The following is a 17222-nucleotide window of genomic DNA, read 5'->3' as shown; positions in this document are numbered from 1 at the left end:
GGGGTCCGGTCCGCCATCGGGGGCCGTGGCGCGGCGCCCGCCGCCGACAGTGGTGGCGGGTCGCCGCCTCGGTGACCCCATCGGAGCACGCCGGCTCCCCTGCCGGCCGGGTCGGCGGAACGACGACCGGCACTCCGGCCCCGTACCCGCGACGGGGCTGGTCAGGACTCCTCCAGCAGCTCCAGCACCGCCCGCTCGGCCTTCTCGCGTGGCGCGCCCGGGTCCACCGTCACCACCACACCGTCGTGGTAGAGGTCGACCACGCGCGGATCCACGTAGGACGTGCGGGCCACGGTCGGCGTGTTGCCGAGCAGCTCGGCCACCTCCCGCATCACCGCGGCCACCGCCCGCTTCCGGGCGGTCGCGGACCGCGCCGGCTCCGCCGTGGCCAACTCGATCGCGGCCAGCACGGTGGCGTGCCAGGTGCGGAAGTCCTTCGCGGTCATCTCCCCGCCGCTGGCGTCGCGCAGGTACTCGTTGATCTCGTCGGCGCGTACGTCCCGCCAGTCGCGCCCATCCCAGTAGCCGAAGAGACGCTCGGCGAGGCGTCGACGTCGGCGCAGGTTCGTCAGCACCCGGCACAGCTCCGGGTCCTCGATGAGGCGTACCTGCTCGATCCCGCCCTTGGCGGGGAACTCGAAGAGCACACAGCCCCGCCGCGAGCGGGCGTGCTCGGGGCGCAACGTCGACACCCCGAAAGTCGGGTCGTCGCCGGCAGCGTACTGGTCGTTGCCGACCCGGAACGCACCCATGTCGAGCAGTCGTGCCACGGTGGCGAGCACCCGGTCGCGGTTCAGCCCCCGTCCACCGAGATCCCGGTCGACCCGGGCACGCAACGCCGGCAGCCGCCGCGCCACCTCCAGCACGTGGTCGAACTTCGCCTCGTCGCGCTTCTCCCGCCAACTCGGGTGGTAGACGTACTGCTTGCGGCCGGCGGCGTCGACGCCGATGGCCTGGATGTGCCCGTTCGGCCACGGGCAGATCCACACGTCGCGCCACGCCGGCGGTACGACCAGGGAACGCAGCCGGGCCAGCTCGTCCTGGTCCCGCACCGGCTCACCGGCCGGGTCCAGGAAGAGCCAGCCCTTGCCGCGCCGGCGACGCTTGTACCCCGGCCGGCCCGGATCGCTACGTCGCAACCGCACCGGACTCCCGCACCACCCGTTCCACCTCGTCCACCACGGCCGACACCTCGTCGACCCCGAGGACCGTCAATGACGGATGGCTTCCTACCCCGTCCCAGCTTGGCCAATCCCTGTCTCCGGCCCAGATCGCACGGTGCCGCGGCCGGTCCGGCGGCGGCCCCCAACGGGCCGGTGGCACGGGCCCGAAGAGCACCACCGACGGGGTCCCGAAAGCGGTCGCCAGGTGGGCCACCCCGGTGTCGGCGCTCACCACGACCCGGGCGTACGCCACCAGCGTGGCCAGCTCACGCAGCCCCGTACGACCGGCCAGCACGGCGTCGGCGGGCAGCCCGGCGGCGTCGGCCACCTGGGCGGCCAGGCCCCGTTCGTCGGGAGAGCCGGTCAGCACCACCCGGTGGCCGCGGGCGGTGAGCCTGCGCGCGAGGGCGGCGAACCGGTCGGACGGCCAGCGCTTCGCCACGATCTTCGAGCCGGGGTGCAGCACGCTCACCCCCACCGGCACGCCGCCCGCCGAGGGCCGACGCAGCGCCAGGTCGGACCGGTCGGCGGGGATGCCGTACCAGGCCAGCAACCGGCACCACCGCTCCACCTCGTGCTCGGACTCGCTCCACGCCGGCCCGTCGGCGAACCCGGCCTCCGAGTTGGCGAAGCCGAGCAGCCGCCCGGGCCGGGCGGCGGCGAGGGTGTGGTGCGACTGCGGTCCCCGCCCATGCAGGTTCACCGCCAGCTGCGGCTGCGGCCCGGTCCAGCGGGTCCGCCCCAGCCCCGGGGTGTCGATCAGCCGGTCGACGTCACCGACCAGCTCGACCAGCGGTGCCAGCCAGGCCGGCGCGGCGAGCACCAGTTCCCGGCCGGGGTGGGCGGCCCGCAACGCGCGTAGCGCCGGGACGGCGGTGGCCAGGTCGCCGACACCGAGCGCCCGCAGCACGAGGATCACGGGTACGACGACTCCTGCTCGGCGCAGACCACCATCTCCCGTACCGCGCAGCCGGGCGGCTGGGCCAGCGCGAACATGACCGCGGCGGCGGTGTCGGCCGGATCGTTGAGCACCGCGTCCGGACCGGGGCGGTACTGGTCGTCGCGCTCGTCGAAGAAGGCGGTACGCATGCCGCCGGGGATGAGCAGGGTGACGCCGACCGAGCCGGCGAGTTCGGTGGCGAGGGCGCGGGTGAAGCCGACCACCCCGAACTTCGCCGCGCAGTACGCGGTGGCGTCGCTGACCGCCTTGACGCCGAGGGTCGACGCCACGGTCACGATGGTGCCGCGGGACGCCTCCAAGTAGGGCAGCGCCGCCCGGATCACCGCGACGGTGGCGAGCAGGTCCACGGCGACGATCCGCTCCCAGGTCTCGGCCGGCACGTCGGCCAGCCGTCCCGGCACGTCCATTCCGGCCGCGGTCACCACCGCGTCCAGGCCACCGGAACGCTCGGCGAGCTGCCGGGTGGCAGCCTCGGCGGCCCGGGTGTCGGCCAGGTCGCACTCGACCCACGGCACCCCGTCACCGGGCGCCTGCCGGTCGATCACCAGCGGCCGGCCGCCGGAGCGCGCGACCGCCGCCACGACGGCCGCGCCCAGGCCGCTCGATCCGCCGGTGACCAGGACGGTGGTTCCGGTTCCGGCCGGGGCATCCGTCATCGCGCACGCTCCACGGCCGGTACGGGCGCGGCGGCCCAGTCGCCCTCGGACGATCGGGCGGCGGCACAACACGTACCGGCGGGCCGGCCGCCCGCCCGGGCCGCGGCGATCATGTCGGTGGTGGAGCGACCGTCCAGGTACGGCACGACCACCGTGTGACCGCCCCACCGGCGCAGGATCTCCGCCTCCGGCAGGGCCGGCGCGTCCCCGGCGCCGGTGGCGTAGTCGCCGCCCTTGACCCAGATGTCGGGGCGCAGCCAGGACAGCGCCGCGTGCGGCGTCGGCTCGTCGAAGATCATGACCGCGTCCACACAGCTCAGCGCCGCCAGCAACCGGCCGCGGTCGCCCTGCGGGACGACCGGCCGGTCCGGGCCCTTCAATCCGGCCACGCTGGAGTCGGAGTTCAGGCAGACGATCAGGCAGTCGCCGAGCTTCCGGGCCGCCTGCAACGTCGCGACGTGCCCCGCGTGCAGCAGGTCGAAGCAGCCCCCGGTCGCCACCACCGTGCCGCCGCGCGCGCGTACCTCGGCGAGCACCGCGGCCACCTCGGTGACGCCGATCCGCTCCGCGCCCGGACCGGTGACCGTCCCCGGCTCGCGACTCGCCGGCGGCGGCAGCGCGGCCGCCACTCCCCCGGCCGCTACGTACGCGGACGCCTCGGCGACCGCCTCCTGCACGGCCTCGGACACCAACGCGCCCCGGGCCAGGGCGAGGCCGGCGGCGACCGCGAACCGGTCGCCGGCCCCGCAGGTGTCTCCCTCGGCGGTGCTCGGTGTGGGCACCACCAGCGGGGTCGAGTCGGTGTGGCAGAGCAGCGCACCGTCACCACCGAGGGTCACCGCGACCGCGCCGGCCCGCCACCGTCGGCGCAGCCCCTGCGCGCCCCGCGAGGCGGTGGCCAGCCGGGTCGCACCGGGCAGCGCCGGAATCAGCTCACGCGCCTCGGCCTCGTTCGGTGTGGCCAGCTGCACGCCGGGCACCGCGCCCGGCCCACGCGGGTGCGGGTCCCAGACCACCGGCGCCCGCGTCGCGGCGAGCGCGGCGCGCAGCGCCGGCTGCCGGGCCACCCCGCGGCCGTAGTCGCTGACCACGACGGCGGAGGCGCTCGCGATGACCCGCAGCACCGCCTCGGCCGGCTCACCGGGCTCGCCCGGTACGCCACCGCGGTCGTGGCGCAGCAGCACCCGGCCGCCGGCCCGCAGCCGGATCTTCTTCGGCGTGGCGCCGGCCAGCGGCAGCGCGTACACCTGGACGCCGGCCGCGGTCAGCAACGAACTCAGCCGCGCTCCGCCGGCGTCGTCGGCGAGCGCGGTCACCAGCACCACCTCGGCGCCCTGAGCGGCGGCGAAGACCGCGGCCAGGCCGGCGCCGCCGGGCCGGTCGACGTACCCGGTCTCGTCGAGCACCGGCACCGGCGAGTCCGGACAGAGCCGGCTGACCATTCCCTCGACATCCCGGTCGAGCAGGGTGTCACCGACCACCACGACGGGTCCCGTCACGCTTCCCTCCTCATCCTCGCGCCTGTACCTGCTGCCCGGCTCCGCCGTCGAGCACCACCTCCACCCCGGCGCGCACCCGGCCCGGTGGGATCGGCTCGTCGACGGGTGCACCGGCCACAGCGGCGAGCGCGGCGGGCAGCTCCTGGTCGACGTACTCGCAGAGCACGTGGCTGGAGACCAGGTGCAACTCCTGCACCACCTGACTGTCCGGCGAGGCGACGGCGAGCGCCTCGTGACAGGCCTCGGCGAGCGGGTTCGGGGCGGGGCCGGTGAACGCCCAGCAGAGCAGGCCGGCCTCGCGGCCGGCCCGGGCGGCGGTGAGCAGGTTGCGGCTGGCGCCGCTGGTGGACAGCAGCAGGAGGATGTCACCGTCGCGGCCGTGGGCGCGTACCTGGCGGGCGAAGACCTCGTCGTAGCCGTAGTCGTTGGCGATGGCGGTGACCGCCGAGCTCTCGGCGTGCAGGGCGATGGCGGACAGGGGCTGGCGGTCGTCGCGGAGCTTGCCCACGAGTTCGGCGGTGAGGTGCTGCGCCTCGGCGGCGCTGCCGCCGTTGCCGGCCACCAGCAGCCGCCCACCGCCGGCCAGCCGGCGGGCCAGCGTCTCGCCCCACCGGGAGAGCAGCCGCTCGCACTCCCGGTACGGCAGCAGGGCCGCGGCCAGGTTCGCCAGGTGGGCGTCGAGCAGCGAGGTCGCCATCAGGCCACCACCCCGGTCGGCCGGTGCACCGCGGCCACCTCGTTGTAGACCTCCGCCAGCCGCTCGGCGGTCGCCGCCCACGAGTAGCGCAGGCGGGCGCGTTCCTGTGCGGCGGTGGCGTACGCGAACCGGCGGATCCGGTCGTCGAGCAGCCGCTGGATCGCGGTGCCCAGGGCGCGGGGATCGCGAGCCGGGACCAGGTCACCGGTGACCCCTTCGACCACGGTGTCCCTGAGCCCGCCCACCGCCGTGCCGATCACCGGTACGCCGCAGGCCATCGCCTCCAACGGGGTGAGCCCGAACGGCTCGTACCAGGGCGCGGCGACCAGGATGTCCGCCGAGCGGTACCAGCGGCCCATCTCCTCCCGCGGCACCGCGCCGACCAGGCGCACCCGGTCGGCCACCCGGCAGGTACGCGCGAGGGCGCGCAGCCGCCGGGCGTACGGGTCACTCTCGAGCAGCCCGGCCGGCGGCCCGCCGACCACCACGCACTCGGCGTCGGGGACCAGCGCCATCGCCCGGACGACCGTCTGGAAGCCCTTGCGTTCCACCAGCCGGCCGACGGTCAGGATCCGGGGCCGCCCCGGTTGCCGCTCGGCGGCCGGACCGAGCGGAGCGAAGGTGCTCAGGTTCACCCCGGACGGGATCACCGTCATCCGGGACCGGGGCACGCCCATCCGGACCAGCTCGCCGACCTCGTCCTGGCACTGGGCGATCACCCGGTCCACCGACCGGCCCAGCTCCCGCTCGTACGCCACCCGCCGGGCCGGGCTGGTGTCCTGAACCCCCTGGTAGCGGCGTTTCACGACGCCGAGCGCGTGGTACGTCTGCACCACCGGCACCCCGGTCTGCCGGCCGGCGGCGAGCGCGGCGAGCCCACTCATCCAGAAGTGCGCGTGGATCACCTCGGGCACCCAGTCGCCACCCCGCCACCGCTCGACCAGCCAGCGGCTGAACTCCTTCATGTGCGGCAGCAGCGCGTCCTTGGCCAGCGGCTCCGCCGGTCCGGCCGGTACGTGCACGACGTCGTACCCGTCCGGGCTGCGTACCGTCACCGGCAGGTCCACGGCGTCGCGTCGGGTGTACACCCGCACGTCGTGCCCGGCGGCCGCGAGCGCGGCGGAGAGCTCCGCGACATGCGTGTTCTGGCCGCCGGCGTCCTCCCCGCCGAGGATGGCGAGCGGGCTGGCGTGCTCCGAGATCATCGCTATGCGCATACTTCCTCCTCCAGCAGCCGGTCCCAGTCGGCGAGGAAACGGTCGAGGCCGTACCGGTCGCGGGCCGTGGCCCGGGCCACCGAGCCCGCCTGCCGCGCGAGCGCCGGCTCGGCCATGAACCGGCGGGTGGCGTCCAACAGGGTGTCGACGCGGGTGTCGAGAGCGCCCGCTCCCGGCGGTACCGCCATCACCGCCTCGGTGGTGGCGAGCGCGACGACCGGCATGCCGATCGTCATCGCCTCGATGAGGCTCAGCCCGAGCGACGTCCACCGGCACAGATGCAGGTACGCGCGCCGCCGGGCCAGTTCCTCGTGCATGCGGGACTGCGGCACGTCGTCGTGGCTGGTCACCTGTTCAGGCGGCAGCCCGAGGTGCTCGGCCAGCCCGGTCACCTTCATGCCGAAGACGTCCAGCGGGGCGATCTCGGCGAACCGGGGAAGCAGGTCGGTGCCGGTCACCCGCCAACGGCGTACCGGCTCGTTGATCACGACGGCGAGCCGGTCGAGTTCCCCGGTGTACTCCACCGTCGGCGGCACGATGCCGTGGTCGATCACGGCCGTGCGGGTTCCGCCGGTGTCCCAGAAGAGCTGGTTGAACGCCGTGACGTGCGCGACGAGCAGGTCGTCGCGGTCGGCCATGGGGTGACGACTGTGCGGGATGTCGCCGTCCTTGGGGGTGTTGTGCTCGACGTAGACGGCGGGCACGTCGCGGCCGGGGCGGCGGCCCAGCCACTGCTCGGCGAGATCGAACTCCTCGGGGCGTTGCAGGATGACCACGTCCACGTCGGCGTCGGAAAGGTCGTCGGGGCTGACCTCGACCGCGCTGTCCGGCCAGGGATAGGTGCGGGCACGGCCGAGACCGTAGGGGCCGCGGTCGGCAGTGGCCGGGACGAGGTAGCGGTGCCGGCCGTGCACGAACGCGGTGGTCCAGGAGCCGTGCACGTGCCAGAGCAGGATGTTCATCAGCCGCTCCCGCCCCTGGCGGTCACCGCCGCGCCGGCCGCGTACCGGCCGGCAGTCGTGGTCGGGCCGGCCGTCGTGGTCCGGGCACCGTTCGCGGGTACGTCGAGCAGGCGCAACGCCGTGAGCACCTCGGTCGGTTCGACAGTGGACAGGCAGGGATGCCCGGGGACGGGACAGGTGGCGGCGCGGGTGTCCCGGCAGGCGGCCGTCGCGTCGCCGAGGCGGACGGTAGGCACCCGGTACGGCCCCCACTGCCCGAACGGGACGGTGGGGGCGAAGAGACTGACCACCGGCACCCCGCACGCCGCCGCCACGTGCGCCGGACCGGTGTTGCCGACGACCACCGCCGCCGCGTTCGCGATCACCCCGGCCAACTCCGCGAGCCCGGTGCGACCGCCGAGGTCGAGTCCGGCGGGACCGGCCACCGCCGCGGTCAGTTCCCGTTCCTGCGGCGTGCCGGTCACCACCAGCCGGTACCCGGCGTCGGTCAGCATCCGTCCGATCCGGACGGCCACGTCGGGCGGGCAGGCCCGGCTGGGCACCGACGAGCCGGGATGCAGCACGACGTAGCCCGGCGGGCCGAGCCACGCCGGAGGTGGCGGCACCGACCCGGTACGCAACCGGAGCACCGGCTGATCGCCGTCCGGCAGGCTGTAGCCGGCCGCGGCGGCGAGGGAGAGGGCCCGTTCGGCCTCGGGTACGCCGGCCGGGACGCGATGCCGCAGGTCGAGCAGGCTTCCGGGATAGTCCTCGCTGATCGCGGCGACCCGCGGCACGCCGGCCATGCGCAGCAGCAGCGCCAGCGGCAGCGGCGACTGGTGGAACGAGGTGAAGATGACCGCCTCGTCCGCGTCCACGGCCGCCAGACGTGCGGTCAGGGTCTGCATGTCGTACGGGTCGATCGCCCCGGGGGCGGGGTCGATCCAGGGCAGCCGGTGCTCCACGACCTCGTCGACGCCGGGCAGCAGGTCGGCGGCCGCCCGCCCGCGCGGACCGCACAGCATCACCACCCGGTCGGCGCCGGCCGCGACGGCTCGGATCGCCGGCCCGGTGACCAGAACGTCACCCGCCGAGTCCGCCCGCACCACCAGGACGGTCCCCCGCCGGCCCGGCGACACCGTACGTGCGACGGCGGCGGCCCGCCTGACCACGGCCGGCCGCTCCGGCCGGACACCGTCCACGCCGCCGGACGCGCGCTCCGGCCGGCTGCCGCCTCCGCTGACGGACGTCGGCCAGGGCGGAGTCCCCGGTGCCACGGCGGCCTGCCGGCGCAGGATCTCGTCGACGGCCGCGGGCAGGTCCGCCGCCACCCACGGTGCGGCGGCGATCTCCTCGGGTCGGGTCACCGGCGTCGGCACCAGCACGCCGGCGGCACCCGCCGCCAGCGCCGCTGTCACGTCGCGGCCGATGTCCCCCACCATGACGCACCGGCCCGGCACCGTCCCCAGGTCCCGAGCCGCGGCCCGCACCAGCCCCGGCGCGGGCTTACGGCATCCGCACCCGTCCTCGTCGTCGTGCGGGCACACCCGCCAGGTGTCGAAGGGTCCCAGCAGCATCTCGACACGGGCGTGCACCGCCGCCATCTGCGCCGGGGTGAAGAGACCCCGGGCGAGGCCCGACTGGTTCGTCACCACCCCCAGCCGCAGGCCGGCGGCGCGTAGTCGGTCCAACGCCGCTCGGGCCCCCGCGACCGGCCGCACCTTCTCCGGGTCGCCGTTGTACGGCACGTCCTCCACCAGCGTGCCGTCCCGGTCGAACAACACGGCGTCGAACAGAACCGGCCCGGACGCACCCCGGTCAGCACCGGCACAAACCTCGGCTGACCTGCGCTGATCCGGCTCCACCTGGTCCTGTCGCACGGGCGGCGGGTTCCCTGCGCCCCGGGGAGTAAACGTCAGCCTCGACGCGGCGGCAGCACACGCGTCCCATGAGCCACCCTGCGGTGCCCGCGCTCGCCTTACCCGTCGCCCCGGAGAAGCTAACCCGTGGCGACCGTTAGCCCCGGCCGGAGCGGGGGTATGGGGGACCAGTGGCGATTGTGGAGAAAGTGATCGACGCACCCCCGGAGCGGGTCTTCGACGTGCTCGCCGACGGGTGGACGTACAGCGACTGGGTCGTCGGCACCACGCACGTGCGTGATGTGGACGACGACTGGCCGCAGGTGGGCAGCAGTCTGCACCACCGGGCCGGGCCGTGGCCCTTCTCCCTGGAGGACTCCTCCACCGTGCTGCTCAGCGAGCCGCCGCGCAAACTGGTCCTGCGGGCCGGGCTCTGGCCGGCCGGCGAGGCGATCGTCACCTTCACCCTCGATCCCGTCGGCGCGGGCGCCACCCGGGTGCGGATCGGGGAGGACTTCGCGGCCGGCCCGCTGCGCTGGGTCCGGAACAAGCTCAACGATCTGGTGCTGCACCTGCGTAACCAGGAGACGCTGAAGCGGCTCTCCGACATCGCCACCCGGCACAAGGAAAGTCGATGACCCAGGTGGTGGTCGTCACCGGGGCGAGCGCCGGGGTGGGCCGGGCGGTCGCCCGCGCGTACGCCGAACGCGGCGCCCGGGTGGCGCTGATCGCCCGCGGCGAGGCCGGTCTCACCGCCGCCGAACGGGACTGCCGTGAGCGGGGGGCCGCCGACGTTCGCACGTACCGGCTCGACGTGGCCGACGCCGGCGCGGTTCAGCGGGCCGCGGACGACGTGGTGCACCACTGGGAGGTGATCGACGTCTGGGTCAACAACGCCATGGTCTCCGTGTTCGCTCCGGCGTGGGAGATCACCGCTGCGGAGTTCCGCCGGGTCACCGAGGTCAACTACCTGGGCACCGTGCACGGCACCCTCGCGGCGCTGCGCCACATGCGGGCGCGCGGGCGGGGCGCGATCACGCAGGTCGGTTCAGCGCTGGCCTACCGCGGCATCCCCCTGCAGTCGGCGTACTGCGCGTCGAAACACGCCATCCAGGGCTTCAACGACTCACTCCGGGCGGAACTGCTGCACGACTGCCCGGCCGTGTCGCTGTCGATGGTTCAACTACCCGCGGTGAACACACCCCAGTTCTCCTGGGTACGCACCCGCCTTCCCCGGCACCCGCAGCCGGTGCCGCCGATCTTCTCGCCGGAGGTCGCCGCCCGGGCCGTGCTCTGGGCCGCCGACCACGGGGTGCGTGAGCTGAACGTGGGCGGGCCGACGTGGCGGGCCCGGCTCGGCAACATGTTCCTGCCCGGCCTGCTGGACCGCAAGCTGGCCCGCGACGGGTACGACAGCCAGCAGACGGGCCGGACGATCGACCGGGCCGCCTGGCGGGACAACCTCGACCGCCCGGGCGACGACGAGTGGGACCACGGCGCCGACGGGGTCTTCGCCGAGCAGGCGCGGCACCGCTCCCCGGCGCTCTGGGTGAGCACCCACAAGCGGGCCCTGTCCGGGCTGGCCCTGGCCGGCCTGACCCTCGCCGTCGCCGGAGTGGCCCGGAACCGGTGCTGAGCCGCGCTGGACGATCATCGTGATGGATCGCTCGTGAGAGCGGAAGAGTCGGCGCGCGCAACCCCCGATCGGGGAGCCTTTACGACACCGATACGGCAAGTAGCTACCCTCTCAAGGAATCCCTGTCGGCAAACCGAGGATGTCCGTCATGATCGAACCCGTGCAGCTGCCCGCTCCGTGGCGCGACGCACGACTGACCGTCGTGGTACCCACCTACAACGAGGCGGGGAACCTCCCGGTGCTGGTCGAGCGGCTTCTCGCGCTGCCGCTGCCGGGCCTGCGCATCCTCGTCGCGGACGACAACTCCCCGGACGGCACCGGAGAGGTGGCGGACAAGCTCGCCATCGAGCACCCCGACCGCATCGAGGTGGTGCACCGGCCGGGCAAGGAGGGCCTCGGGCGGGCGTACGTGGACGGGATCGGTCGTGCCCTCGACGCGGGCGCGGAGTACGTGGCGCAGATGGACGCGGACCTGTCGCATCCGCCGGAGGCGCTGCCCGGCATGCTCGGCGCGCTCCTGTCGACGCAGGCCGGCGTGGTGATCGGCTCCCGGTACGTGCCCGGCGGCGAGCTGGACGAGAACTGGCCGCTGTACCGCCGCGCGCTCAGCGGCTGGGCGAACCTCTACGTACACACCCTGCTGCGGGTGCGGATCCGTGACCTCACGGCCGGCTTCAAGATCTGGCGCGCCGACGCGCTGCACGACATCGGTCTCGATCGGGTGCAGTCCAACGGCTACAGCTTCCAGGTGGAGATGCACTACCTCGCCACCAAGCTCGGCCACACGATCCTCGAGGTGCCGATCCGCTTCGAGGAGCGCCGGGAGGGCGCCTCGAAGATGACGACCGCCACCAAGATCGAAAGCGCGCTGATGCCCTTCAAGCTGCGCAGCAAGCACCGCAACGTCGTGCGCTGACGCCGCTTCGCGACATCGACCGTGGCCGGCGTGGCTCTCCCCCACACCGGCAACGCGGGCCGTCGTGACTCTCCCCCACGTCGACGGCGCGGGCTGTCCTGGCTGCTGGACGGAGGCGCCCCGGCCAACGGTGCGCCGGCGGCAGCATCATCGATCGTGACAGAACTCTCCGTGACGGTCGCTCCGACCCGGACCGCACGCCCTTTCTCCCTTTGCTCTGCACCCACCGACGCACCACGTCACCGACCTGCGGTTCTTCCGCCCGGCAAGGTCAGCAGCCACGCCTGTCAGGTGACCGACGGTGACTGGTGCGTATAGGGGTGCAGAGCAAAGGCAGCGAAGCGGTCCACCCTGGGGCATCCACGCCGTCACTTTCCGTAGTGATGGGGCAAGCCAGGTCCCCACGCTGCCCGGCGCGGCGGTCAGCTATAAATCACGCGTTGGGCCGTGCCGATGGCGGAGGCGTACAGGGCGCCGGTGAGGGCGCGGTCGCGGGCCAGTGCGGCCCGGGCGGCGTTCGCCCCGGGAGCACCGTGCACCCCACCGCCGGGGTGCGCCGACGCGCTGGCCAGGAACAACCGGTCCACCGGGGTGTCCGCGCGGCCCAGGCCGGGTATCGGGCGCAGGAACAGCTGCTGGTACGCGGCAGACGTACCGCCGCCCACCGCCCCGCCGACCAGGTTCGCGTCGCCCTTCTCCAGTTCGACCGGGCCGGCCACGTGCCGGCCGACGATCAAGCTCCGGAAACCGGGCGCGGCCTCCTCCAGCATCTGCTCCATCCGCTCGACGTGCCCGCTGATCTCCTCCGCCCGCCAGTTCCGGCGGAACGGCAGATGGGTGTACGACCACACCGACTCGGTGCCCGGCGGCGAGTGACTGGGATCAGCCACGGTCATCTGACCGACCAGCAGGAACGGCCGCCGCGGCAACTCCCTGCGGGCCAGCTCCGCGGAGTAGCTGGTCAAGCCGTCCAGGTCCGCCCCCAGGTGCACGGTACCGGCGGTGGCCACCGCCGGGTTCGTCCACGGCAACGGCGCGGAGAGCGCCCAGTCCACCTTCAGGGTGGAGCCGTCCCAGCGGAAGTGCGACAGGTCCTCCACCAGCCGGGGCGGCAGCGCCGCCGCGCCGACCAGGTCGAGGTAGAGCGCCGGGGCGGGCACGTCGGCGAGCACCGCACGCCGGGCCCGCCACAGCGCGCCGCCGGCCGTACGCACCCCCATCGCCCGGCCACGCGCGGTCAGCACCCGGTCCACTCGTGCCCCGTAGAGGATCCGCCCGCCGCGTTCGGTCAACCGGGCCACCAGCGCATCGGTGATCTTCTGCGAGCTACCCTCGGGCACCGGCCAGCCGACCTGCTGGCCGAGCATGGCGAGCAGCCAGCCGTAGACCCCGGAGCCGGCCTCCTCCGGCGACAGGTCGGTGTGCAGGGAACAGCCCGCCAACAGCGCCCGCCCACCCGATCCGTCGAACAACTCGTCGCTGAGCTTGCGGATCGGCACGACCAGACGCCGGGCCAGCCGCAGCGCGCCGGAGATCCGCATCTGGCGGAGCAGGGCCAGCCCTCCCCGCACCGGAGGGAACGGGGTCGTGATCGTCTCCATCATCGGCTCGGCGACGTCGATCCAGTCGCTGTACGCGGTCAGCCACTTCGCGCCGTCGCCGGGCGCGAACGCGTCCAGCGAGGCAGCGGTGACGTCGGGGTCCCGGTTGAGCACCGCGGCCCGGCCGTCGGGCAGCAGATGCGCCAGCACGTCCGGCGCGTGCCGCCAGGTGAGGCCGTACCGGTCCAGGTCGAGGCGGCGCATCACCGGCGACGCGTACCCGAGGGGATAGAACGAGCTGTAGAGGTCGCTGAGGTAGCCGGGCGCCGTCACCTCGCCCGAACGAACCGCCCCACCCGGCGTGCCGTTCGCCTCCAGCACCACCACCTCCCAGCCGGCGTCCGCCAGCATGTTGGCGGCCACGAGGCCGTTGTGGCCGGCCCCGACGACGACCGCGTCCGCGCTCTCGGCCCCGGTGGGAGTCATCGGACCCGCCTACCCTGCCCGCAACCGGGCGAAACGCGTTTGCCTCGGCGGGGCCGGGGCATCCAGCGCCGCATGTACACGGTTGCGCAGCTGATAGGTGGGGTCTGGGGCGCCGGCGGCGAGGAGGGCGAACTGGTCGTACACGACCCGGCCGACGGCTCGCCGGTCAGCTCGGCGCCGATCGCGACGGCGGACGTGGTCGGCAAGGCGGTGGACGCGGCCCGTGAGATCGAGTCGGAGTGGGCGTCGACCCCACCGGCGGAACGGGCGGCAGCGCTGCACCGGGCGGCGGACGCGGTCGAGGCGATCACCGATGACCTCGCGGAGGCGGTCACCGCCGAGATGGGCAAGCCGTTGGCGGACGCGCGCGGCGGCGTCGAGGCGGGAATCGGCACGCTGCGACAGTACGCGGAGCTCGCCCCGGTGCGTGGCGGACGTACCCTCCACGGTGGCCACCACGCGATCGACTTCATGACGCCGCAGCCGCACGGTGTGGTCGCCGCGATCACCCCGTGGAACGACCCGGTGGCGGTCTCCTGCGGCCTGCTCGGCGCGGCGCTGGTCACCGGCAACGTGGTGCTCTACAAGCCGAGCGAACGTACACCGGCCACCGGCTGGTTGCTGGCGAAGGCACTGGACGAGGCCCTGCCGGCGGGGGTCCTCTCACTGCTCACCGGCGGTGCGGAGACCGGGGCGGCGCTCGCCGCGCAGCCGGTGGACGTGGTGGCGCACGTCGGCTCCACCGCCACCGGTCGGGCGATCGCCGCGGCCGCCGCCCGCACCGGAGCCAAGGCGCTGCTGGAGAACGGCGGCAGTGATCCGTTGATCGTGGACGCCGGGGTGGACCCGGTGTGGGCGGCCCGGGAGGCCGCTCTCGGCTCGTTCGCCAACGCGGGCCAGATCTGCGTCGCGGTCGAGCGGATCTACGCCCATCGGGACGTGGCCGAGGACTTCGTGGCCGCGCTCGTCGACCGCGCCGCCGGGTTGCGGATGGGACCGGGGCGGGATCCGGCCACCGAACTCGGCCCGCTGGTGGATCGGCGGCACCGCGACCACGTGCACGGACAGGTCACCGCGGCCGTGGCCCAGGGTGCGCGGGTCCGCACCGGTGGGACGCTGCCCGACGGGCCGGGGGCGTTCTACCCGGCCACCGTGGTCACCGACTGCCGCCACGACATGCCGCTCGTGCGCGACGAGACGTTCGGGCCGGTCGCCCCGGTCGTGGTGGTCGACTCGTTCACCGAGGCGCTGCGTTGCGCGGCCGACTCGCCGTACGGGCTGGCCGCGACGGTGCTCACCGGATCGATGAGTCACGCCCACCGGGCCTGGCGCGAGCTGCCCGTCGGGACCGTGAAGGTCAACTCGGTCTTCGGCGGCGCACCCGGCGGCGCCGCGCATCCGCGCCGGGCCAGCGGCCAGGGATTCGGGTACGGGCCGGAACTCCTCGACGAGCTCAGCGCCATGAAGGCCGTGCACATCGAGGCGCCGGGCGGCGGCCACTGGTGACGTACGCGCGGGGTGGCCGTCCCGGTCGGACGGCCACCCCCCACACCTGGGAGATCAGCGGCCCCGAGCCTTGGCCGTCTTCTGGTTGTTCGCCTTCTGGATCGCCTTGACCAGCTCCGGCTTGTTCATCCGCGACCGGCCCGGCACGTCCAGCTTGCGGGCGACCGTCATCAGGTGGTCCTTGGTCGCGTTCGCGTCCACGCCGCCCGCGGTGGGCGCGCGGCGCTCGGGACCGCCGCCGGCCGCCTGCCGGTCACTCGGCCCCTTGCGGCCCTTCGACTCCCAGTGATCGCCCACCTTCTCGTACTCGTTCTTCACCGCGGCGAAGGCGGTTCGGTGCGCCCGCTCCCCCTCGCCGTACGTCTCCACCGCCGAGTCGTGCGTCTTCTCCCAGGTGCGCTGGGCCTTCGCCGGGGAGCGTCGCAGTGTGCTGGGCAGTACCTCGCGCCCGGGCATCTCGTCCTCCTCCGCGTCGATGGGTCGACTTGTTCTGCATTTGACCGTTCCCCCCGAGCCGGTCGCGCAAACCGCCGCCCACCACCGGGAGCGATGCCGTTTGCCGACATTCGCACCGGGGTACCGGAGCGCGTGCGGAACGCCCCTCTCCGTACCGGATCCATCGACAAGGGGCCGTCCCTGACGCCTCGGGCAGGGAGTGGGACATGACGACGACGCACCACGGCGCCCCGACCGCGGCGGGATCCGGCCCGCGCCTACCCGGACGCATACGGCAGCTGAGCTGGCGGACCTGGTACGGCGTGCTGGTCCGCAGCGTGCGGAACTTCGTACGGGACAACAGCTCCGACTGGGCCGCCGCCCTCACCTACTACGGCGTGCTGGCGCTGTTCCCGTCCGCCATCGTGGTGGTCGCGCTCGTCGGCCTGGTGTCCGACGGGGAACGGACCGTGGACACCGTGCTTGAGCTGGCCCGCCAGGTGGGCGCCGGTTCGGTGGTGGCGAACGAGGGCTTCGTCGGTGTGGTCCGGAAGGTGGTCGAGCAGGAGAGTTCGGCGAAGGTGCTGCTGAGCTTCGGTCTGCTCGGCGCGCTGTGGTCCGCGTCCGGGTTCATCGGTGCCTTCACCCGTGCCTCGAACGCGATCTACGGGGTGCCGGAGGGACGGCCGTTCTGGAAGCTGCGCCCGTTGCAGATCGGGCTGGCGGGGATCTCGCTGGTGCTGCTCGCGGTGGTGGCCACGGGGCTCATCGTCAGCGGCCCGGTCGCCGACGGCGTCGGTGACCTGATCGGCGCGGGCGGACTGGCCCGGACGGTGTGGAGCGTGGGCCGGTGGCCCGTGCTCGCCCTCATCGCGATGGCGCTGCTGTCGCTGCTGTTCTGGATCGCCCCGAACGTGCGGCAGCCCCGGTTCCGCTGGCTCACCCCCGGCGGTGCGGTGGCTCTGGCGGCCTGGGCCGTGGCCTCCTTCGGCTTCGGCCTGTACGTGGCGAACTTCGGCTCGTACGACGCCACGTACGGCAGTCTCGGCGCGGTCATCGCCTTCCTGGTCTGGCTCTACCTGTCGAACTCGGCGCTGATGCTCGGTGTGCAGATCAACGCCGAGTTGCAGCGTGGCCGGCGGATGCAGGCCGGCGAGGAGGCGCCCGAGGAACCGGTGCTGCCGCCCAAGGCACCGGTCGGTTCGTGACCGCTTGCCGGTTTGACGCCGGTGCCGTCGGGTAGCGCAGAAGGCATGGAGCGTGGCAACAGCAAGCACGGACCGAGGATCGACGAACAGATGAGCCAGGAGGTCAGCGGCCTCGTACAGGGGCCGGGGACCGGCGGCTCCCGGGTCGACGAGTCCCGGGTGCCGGAGCCCGCGGGCGAGGACCAGCCGGAGGCGACGACGGCGCCCGCCGGCGAGCTGCGGACCGGCGCCCCGAAGGGGATGAGTTCGCAGGACGTCGAGCGGCGTAGCCGGCTCGGACGGTTCATCACGATGAGCGCGCTGCCCGGCGACCGGGAGACGCTTGTCGCGAACGCCCGCGACAACGGCGCCCCGGACGACATCGTCGCCGCGTTGCAGACGCTGCCCGACGGCACCCGGTACCAGACGATCTCCGAGGTCTGGGCCGCGCTCGGCAACAAGAACGAGACGACGCGCTGGTGACCGGTGCGGGACACGATCCCCGACCGGCTCCCGCGACCT

General features: G+C 74.0%; 16 protein-coding genes. 6 read left to right on the top strand and 10 right to left on the bottom strand.

The features are described 5' to 3' along the window. Window positions 1–161: 161 nt before the first annotated feature. From BXA10_RS11190 to BXA10_RS11155, 8 genes are read right to left on the bottom strand one after another with little or no spacing between them, the layout of a single operon-like run. Window positions 162–1145 carry a DNA topoisomerase IB gene (locus BXA10_RS11190; protein WP_076470209.1) on the bottom strand — a complete coding sequence of 328 codons (984 nt, stop codon included), beginning with the start codon at window positions 1143–1145 and terminating at the stop codon, window positions 162–164. After that, window positions 1129–2082 carry a glycosyltransferase family 9 protein gene (locus tag BXA10_RS11185; protein WP_076470208.1) on the bottom strand — a complete coding sequence of 318 codons (954 nt, stop codon included), beginning with the start codon at window positions 2080–2082 and terminating at the stop codon, window positions 1129–1131. Before BXA10_RS11185 ends, BXA10_RS11190 begins: the two co-directional genes overlap by 17 nt. Next, window positions 2079–2780: an SDR family oxidoreductase gene (locus BXA10_RS11180; protein ID WP_076470207.1), complete on the bottom strand. Its 702-nt coding sequence runs from the start codon at window positions 2778–2780 to the stop codon at window positions 2079–2081. The genes BXA10_RS11185 and BXA10_RS11180 overlap by 4 nt, the downstream gene beginning before the upstream one ends. Further along, entirely contained in the window at window positions 2777–4279 is a 1503-nt protein-coding gene (locus BXA10_RS11175; protein WP_076470206.1) for a PfkB family carbohydrate kinase, read from the bottom strand. The genes BXA10_RS11180 and BXA10_RS11175 overlap by 4 nt, the downstream gene beginning before the upstream one ends. A 10-nt stretch (window positions 4280–4289) precedes the next feature. After that, window positions 4290–4976: a D-sedoheptulose-7-phosphate isomerase gene (locus BXA10_RS11170; RefSeq protein ID WP_076470205.1), complete on the bottom strand. Its 687-nt coding sequence runs from the start codon at window positions 4974–4976 to the stop codon at window positions 4290–4292. Beyond that, entirely contained in the window at window positions 4976–6193 is a 1218-nt protein-coding gene (locus BXA10_RS11165) for a glycosyltransferase (protein ID WP_076470204.1), read from the bottom strand. Before BXA10_RS11165 ends, BXA10_RS11170 begins: the two co-directional genes overlap by 1 nt. Next, the gene (locus tag BXA10_RS11160) at window positions 6184–7155 is read right to left on the bottom strand and encodes a glycosyltransferase (protein ID WP_076470203.1); all 972 of its coding nucleotides are present in this window, start codon (window positions 7153–7155) and stop codon (window positions 6184–6186) included. The genes BXA10_RS11165 and BXA10_RS11160 overlap by 10 nt, the downstream gene beginning before the upstream one ends. After that, a complete protein-coding gene (locus BXA10_RS11155) occupies window positions 7155–8918 on the bottom strand; it encodes an HAD-IIIA family hydrolase (protein WP_245828208.1) in 1764 nt (587 codons plus the stop codon). The genes BXA10_RS11160 and BXA10_RS11155 overlap by 1 nt, the downstream gene beginning before the upstream one ends. 284 nt (window positions 8919–9202) lie before the next feature. Here BXA10_RS11155 and BXA10_RS11150 point away from each other — a divergent pair, with 284 nt between their 5' ends. The 3 genes from BXA10_RS11150 to BXA10_RS11140 all read left to right on the top strand — a co-directional run bounded on the left by BXA10_RS11150 (window position 9203) and on the right by BXA10_RS11140 (window position 11545). Beyond that, the gene (locus tag BXA10_RS11150) at window positions 9203–9631 is read left to right on the top strand and encodes an SRPBCC family protein (RefSeq protein WP_342742878.1); all 429 of its coding nucleotides are present in this window, start codon (window positions 9203–9205) and stop codon (window positions 9629–9631) included. Next, window positions 9628–10629: an SDR family oxidoreductase gene (locus tag BXA10_RS11145; RefSeq protein WP_076470201.1), complete on the top strand. Its 1002-nt coding sequence runs from the start codon at window positions 9628–9630 to the stop codon at window positions 10627–10629. Before BXA10_RS11150 ends, BXA10_RS11145 begins: the two co-directional genes overlap by 4 nt. 148 nt (window positions 10630–10777) lie before the next feature. Continuing rightward, window positions 10778–11545, top strand: a complete 768-nt coding sequence (locus BXA10_RS11140) for a polyprenol monophosphomannose synthase (protein ID WP_076470297.1) — start codon at window positions 10778–10780, stop codon at window positions 11543–11545. 422 nt (window positions 11546–11967) lie between these two features. Here the strand turns inward: BXA10_RS11140 and BXA10_RS11135 are convergent, their stop codons facing one another. Continuing rightward, window positions 11968–13572 carry a phytoene desaturase family protein gene (locus tag BXA10_RS11135; RefSeq protein ID WP_076470200.1) on the bottom strand — a complete coding sequence of 535 codons (1605 nt, stop codon included), beginning with the start codon at window positions 13570–13572 and terminating at the stop codon, window positions 11968–11970. 72 nt (window positions 13573–13644) lie between these two features. On the opposite strand from BXA10_RS11135, the gene BXA10_RS11130 reads away from it, so the two are divergent. Further along, window positions 13645–15078 carry an aldehyde dehydrogenase family protein gene (locus BXA10_RS11130; RefSeq protein WP_076470199.1) on the top strand — a complete coding sequence of 478 codons (1434 nt, stop codon included), beginning with the start codon at window positions 13645–13647 and terminating at the stop codon, window positions 15076–15078. Between the two features lie 54 nt (window positions 15079–15132). Here BXA10_RS11130 and BXA10_RS11125 read toward each other — a convergent pair whose 3' ends face one another. Beyond that, entirely contained in the window at window positions 15133–15534 is a 402-nt protein-coding gene (locus tag BXA10_RS11125; RefSeq protein WP_076470198.1) for a ChaB family protein, read from the bottom strand. 206 nt (window positions 15535–15740) lie between these two features. Here BXA10_RS11125 and BXA10_RS11120 point away from each other — a divergent pair, with 206 nt between their 5' ends. Together BXA10_RS11120 and BXA10_RS11115 are read left to right on the top strand one after the other, a co-directional pair. Continuing rightward, window positions 15741–16721, top strand: coding sequence for a YihY/virulence factor BrkB family protein (locus BXA10_RS11120; protein WP_076470197.1), 981 nt, complete (start codon window positions 15741–15743; stop codon window positions 16719–16721). Between the two features lie 45 nt (window positions 16722–16766). Further along, on the top strand, window positions 16767–17183 hold the full coding sequence (locus BXA10_RS11115; RefSeq protein ID WP_076470196.1) for a DUF2795 domain-containing protein: 417 nt from the start codon (window positions 16767–16769) through the stop codon (window positions 17181–17183). Window positions 17184–17222 lie beyond the last annotated feature (39 nt).

This window comes from Micromonospora avicenniae, from assembly GCF_900156065.1.
Lineage (GTDB): Bacteria > Actinomycetota > Actinomycetes > Mycobacteriales > Micromonosporaceae > Micromonospora > Micromonospora avicenniae.
This window is presented reverse-complemented; position numbering and strand designations above follow the sequence as displayed.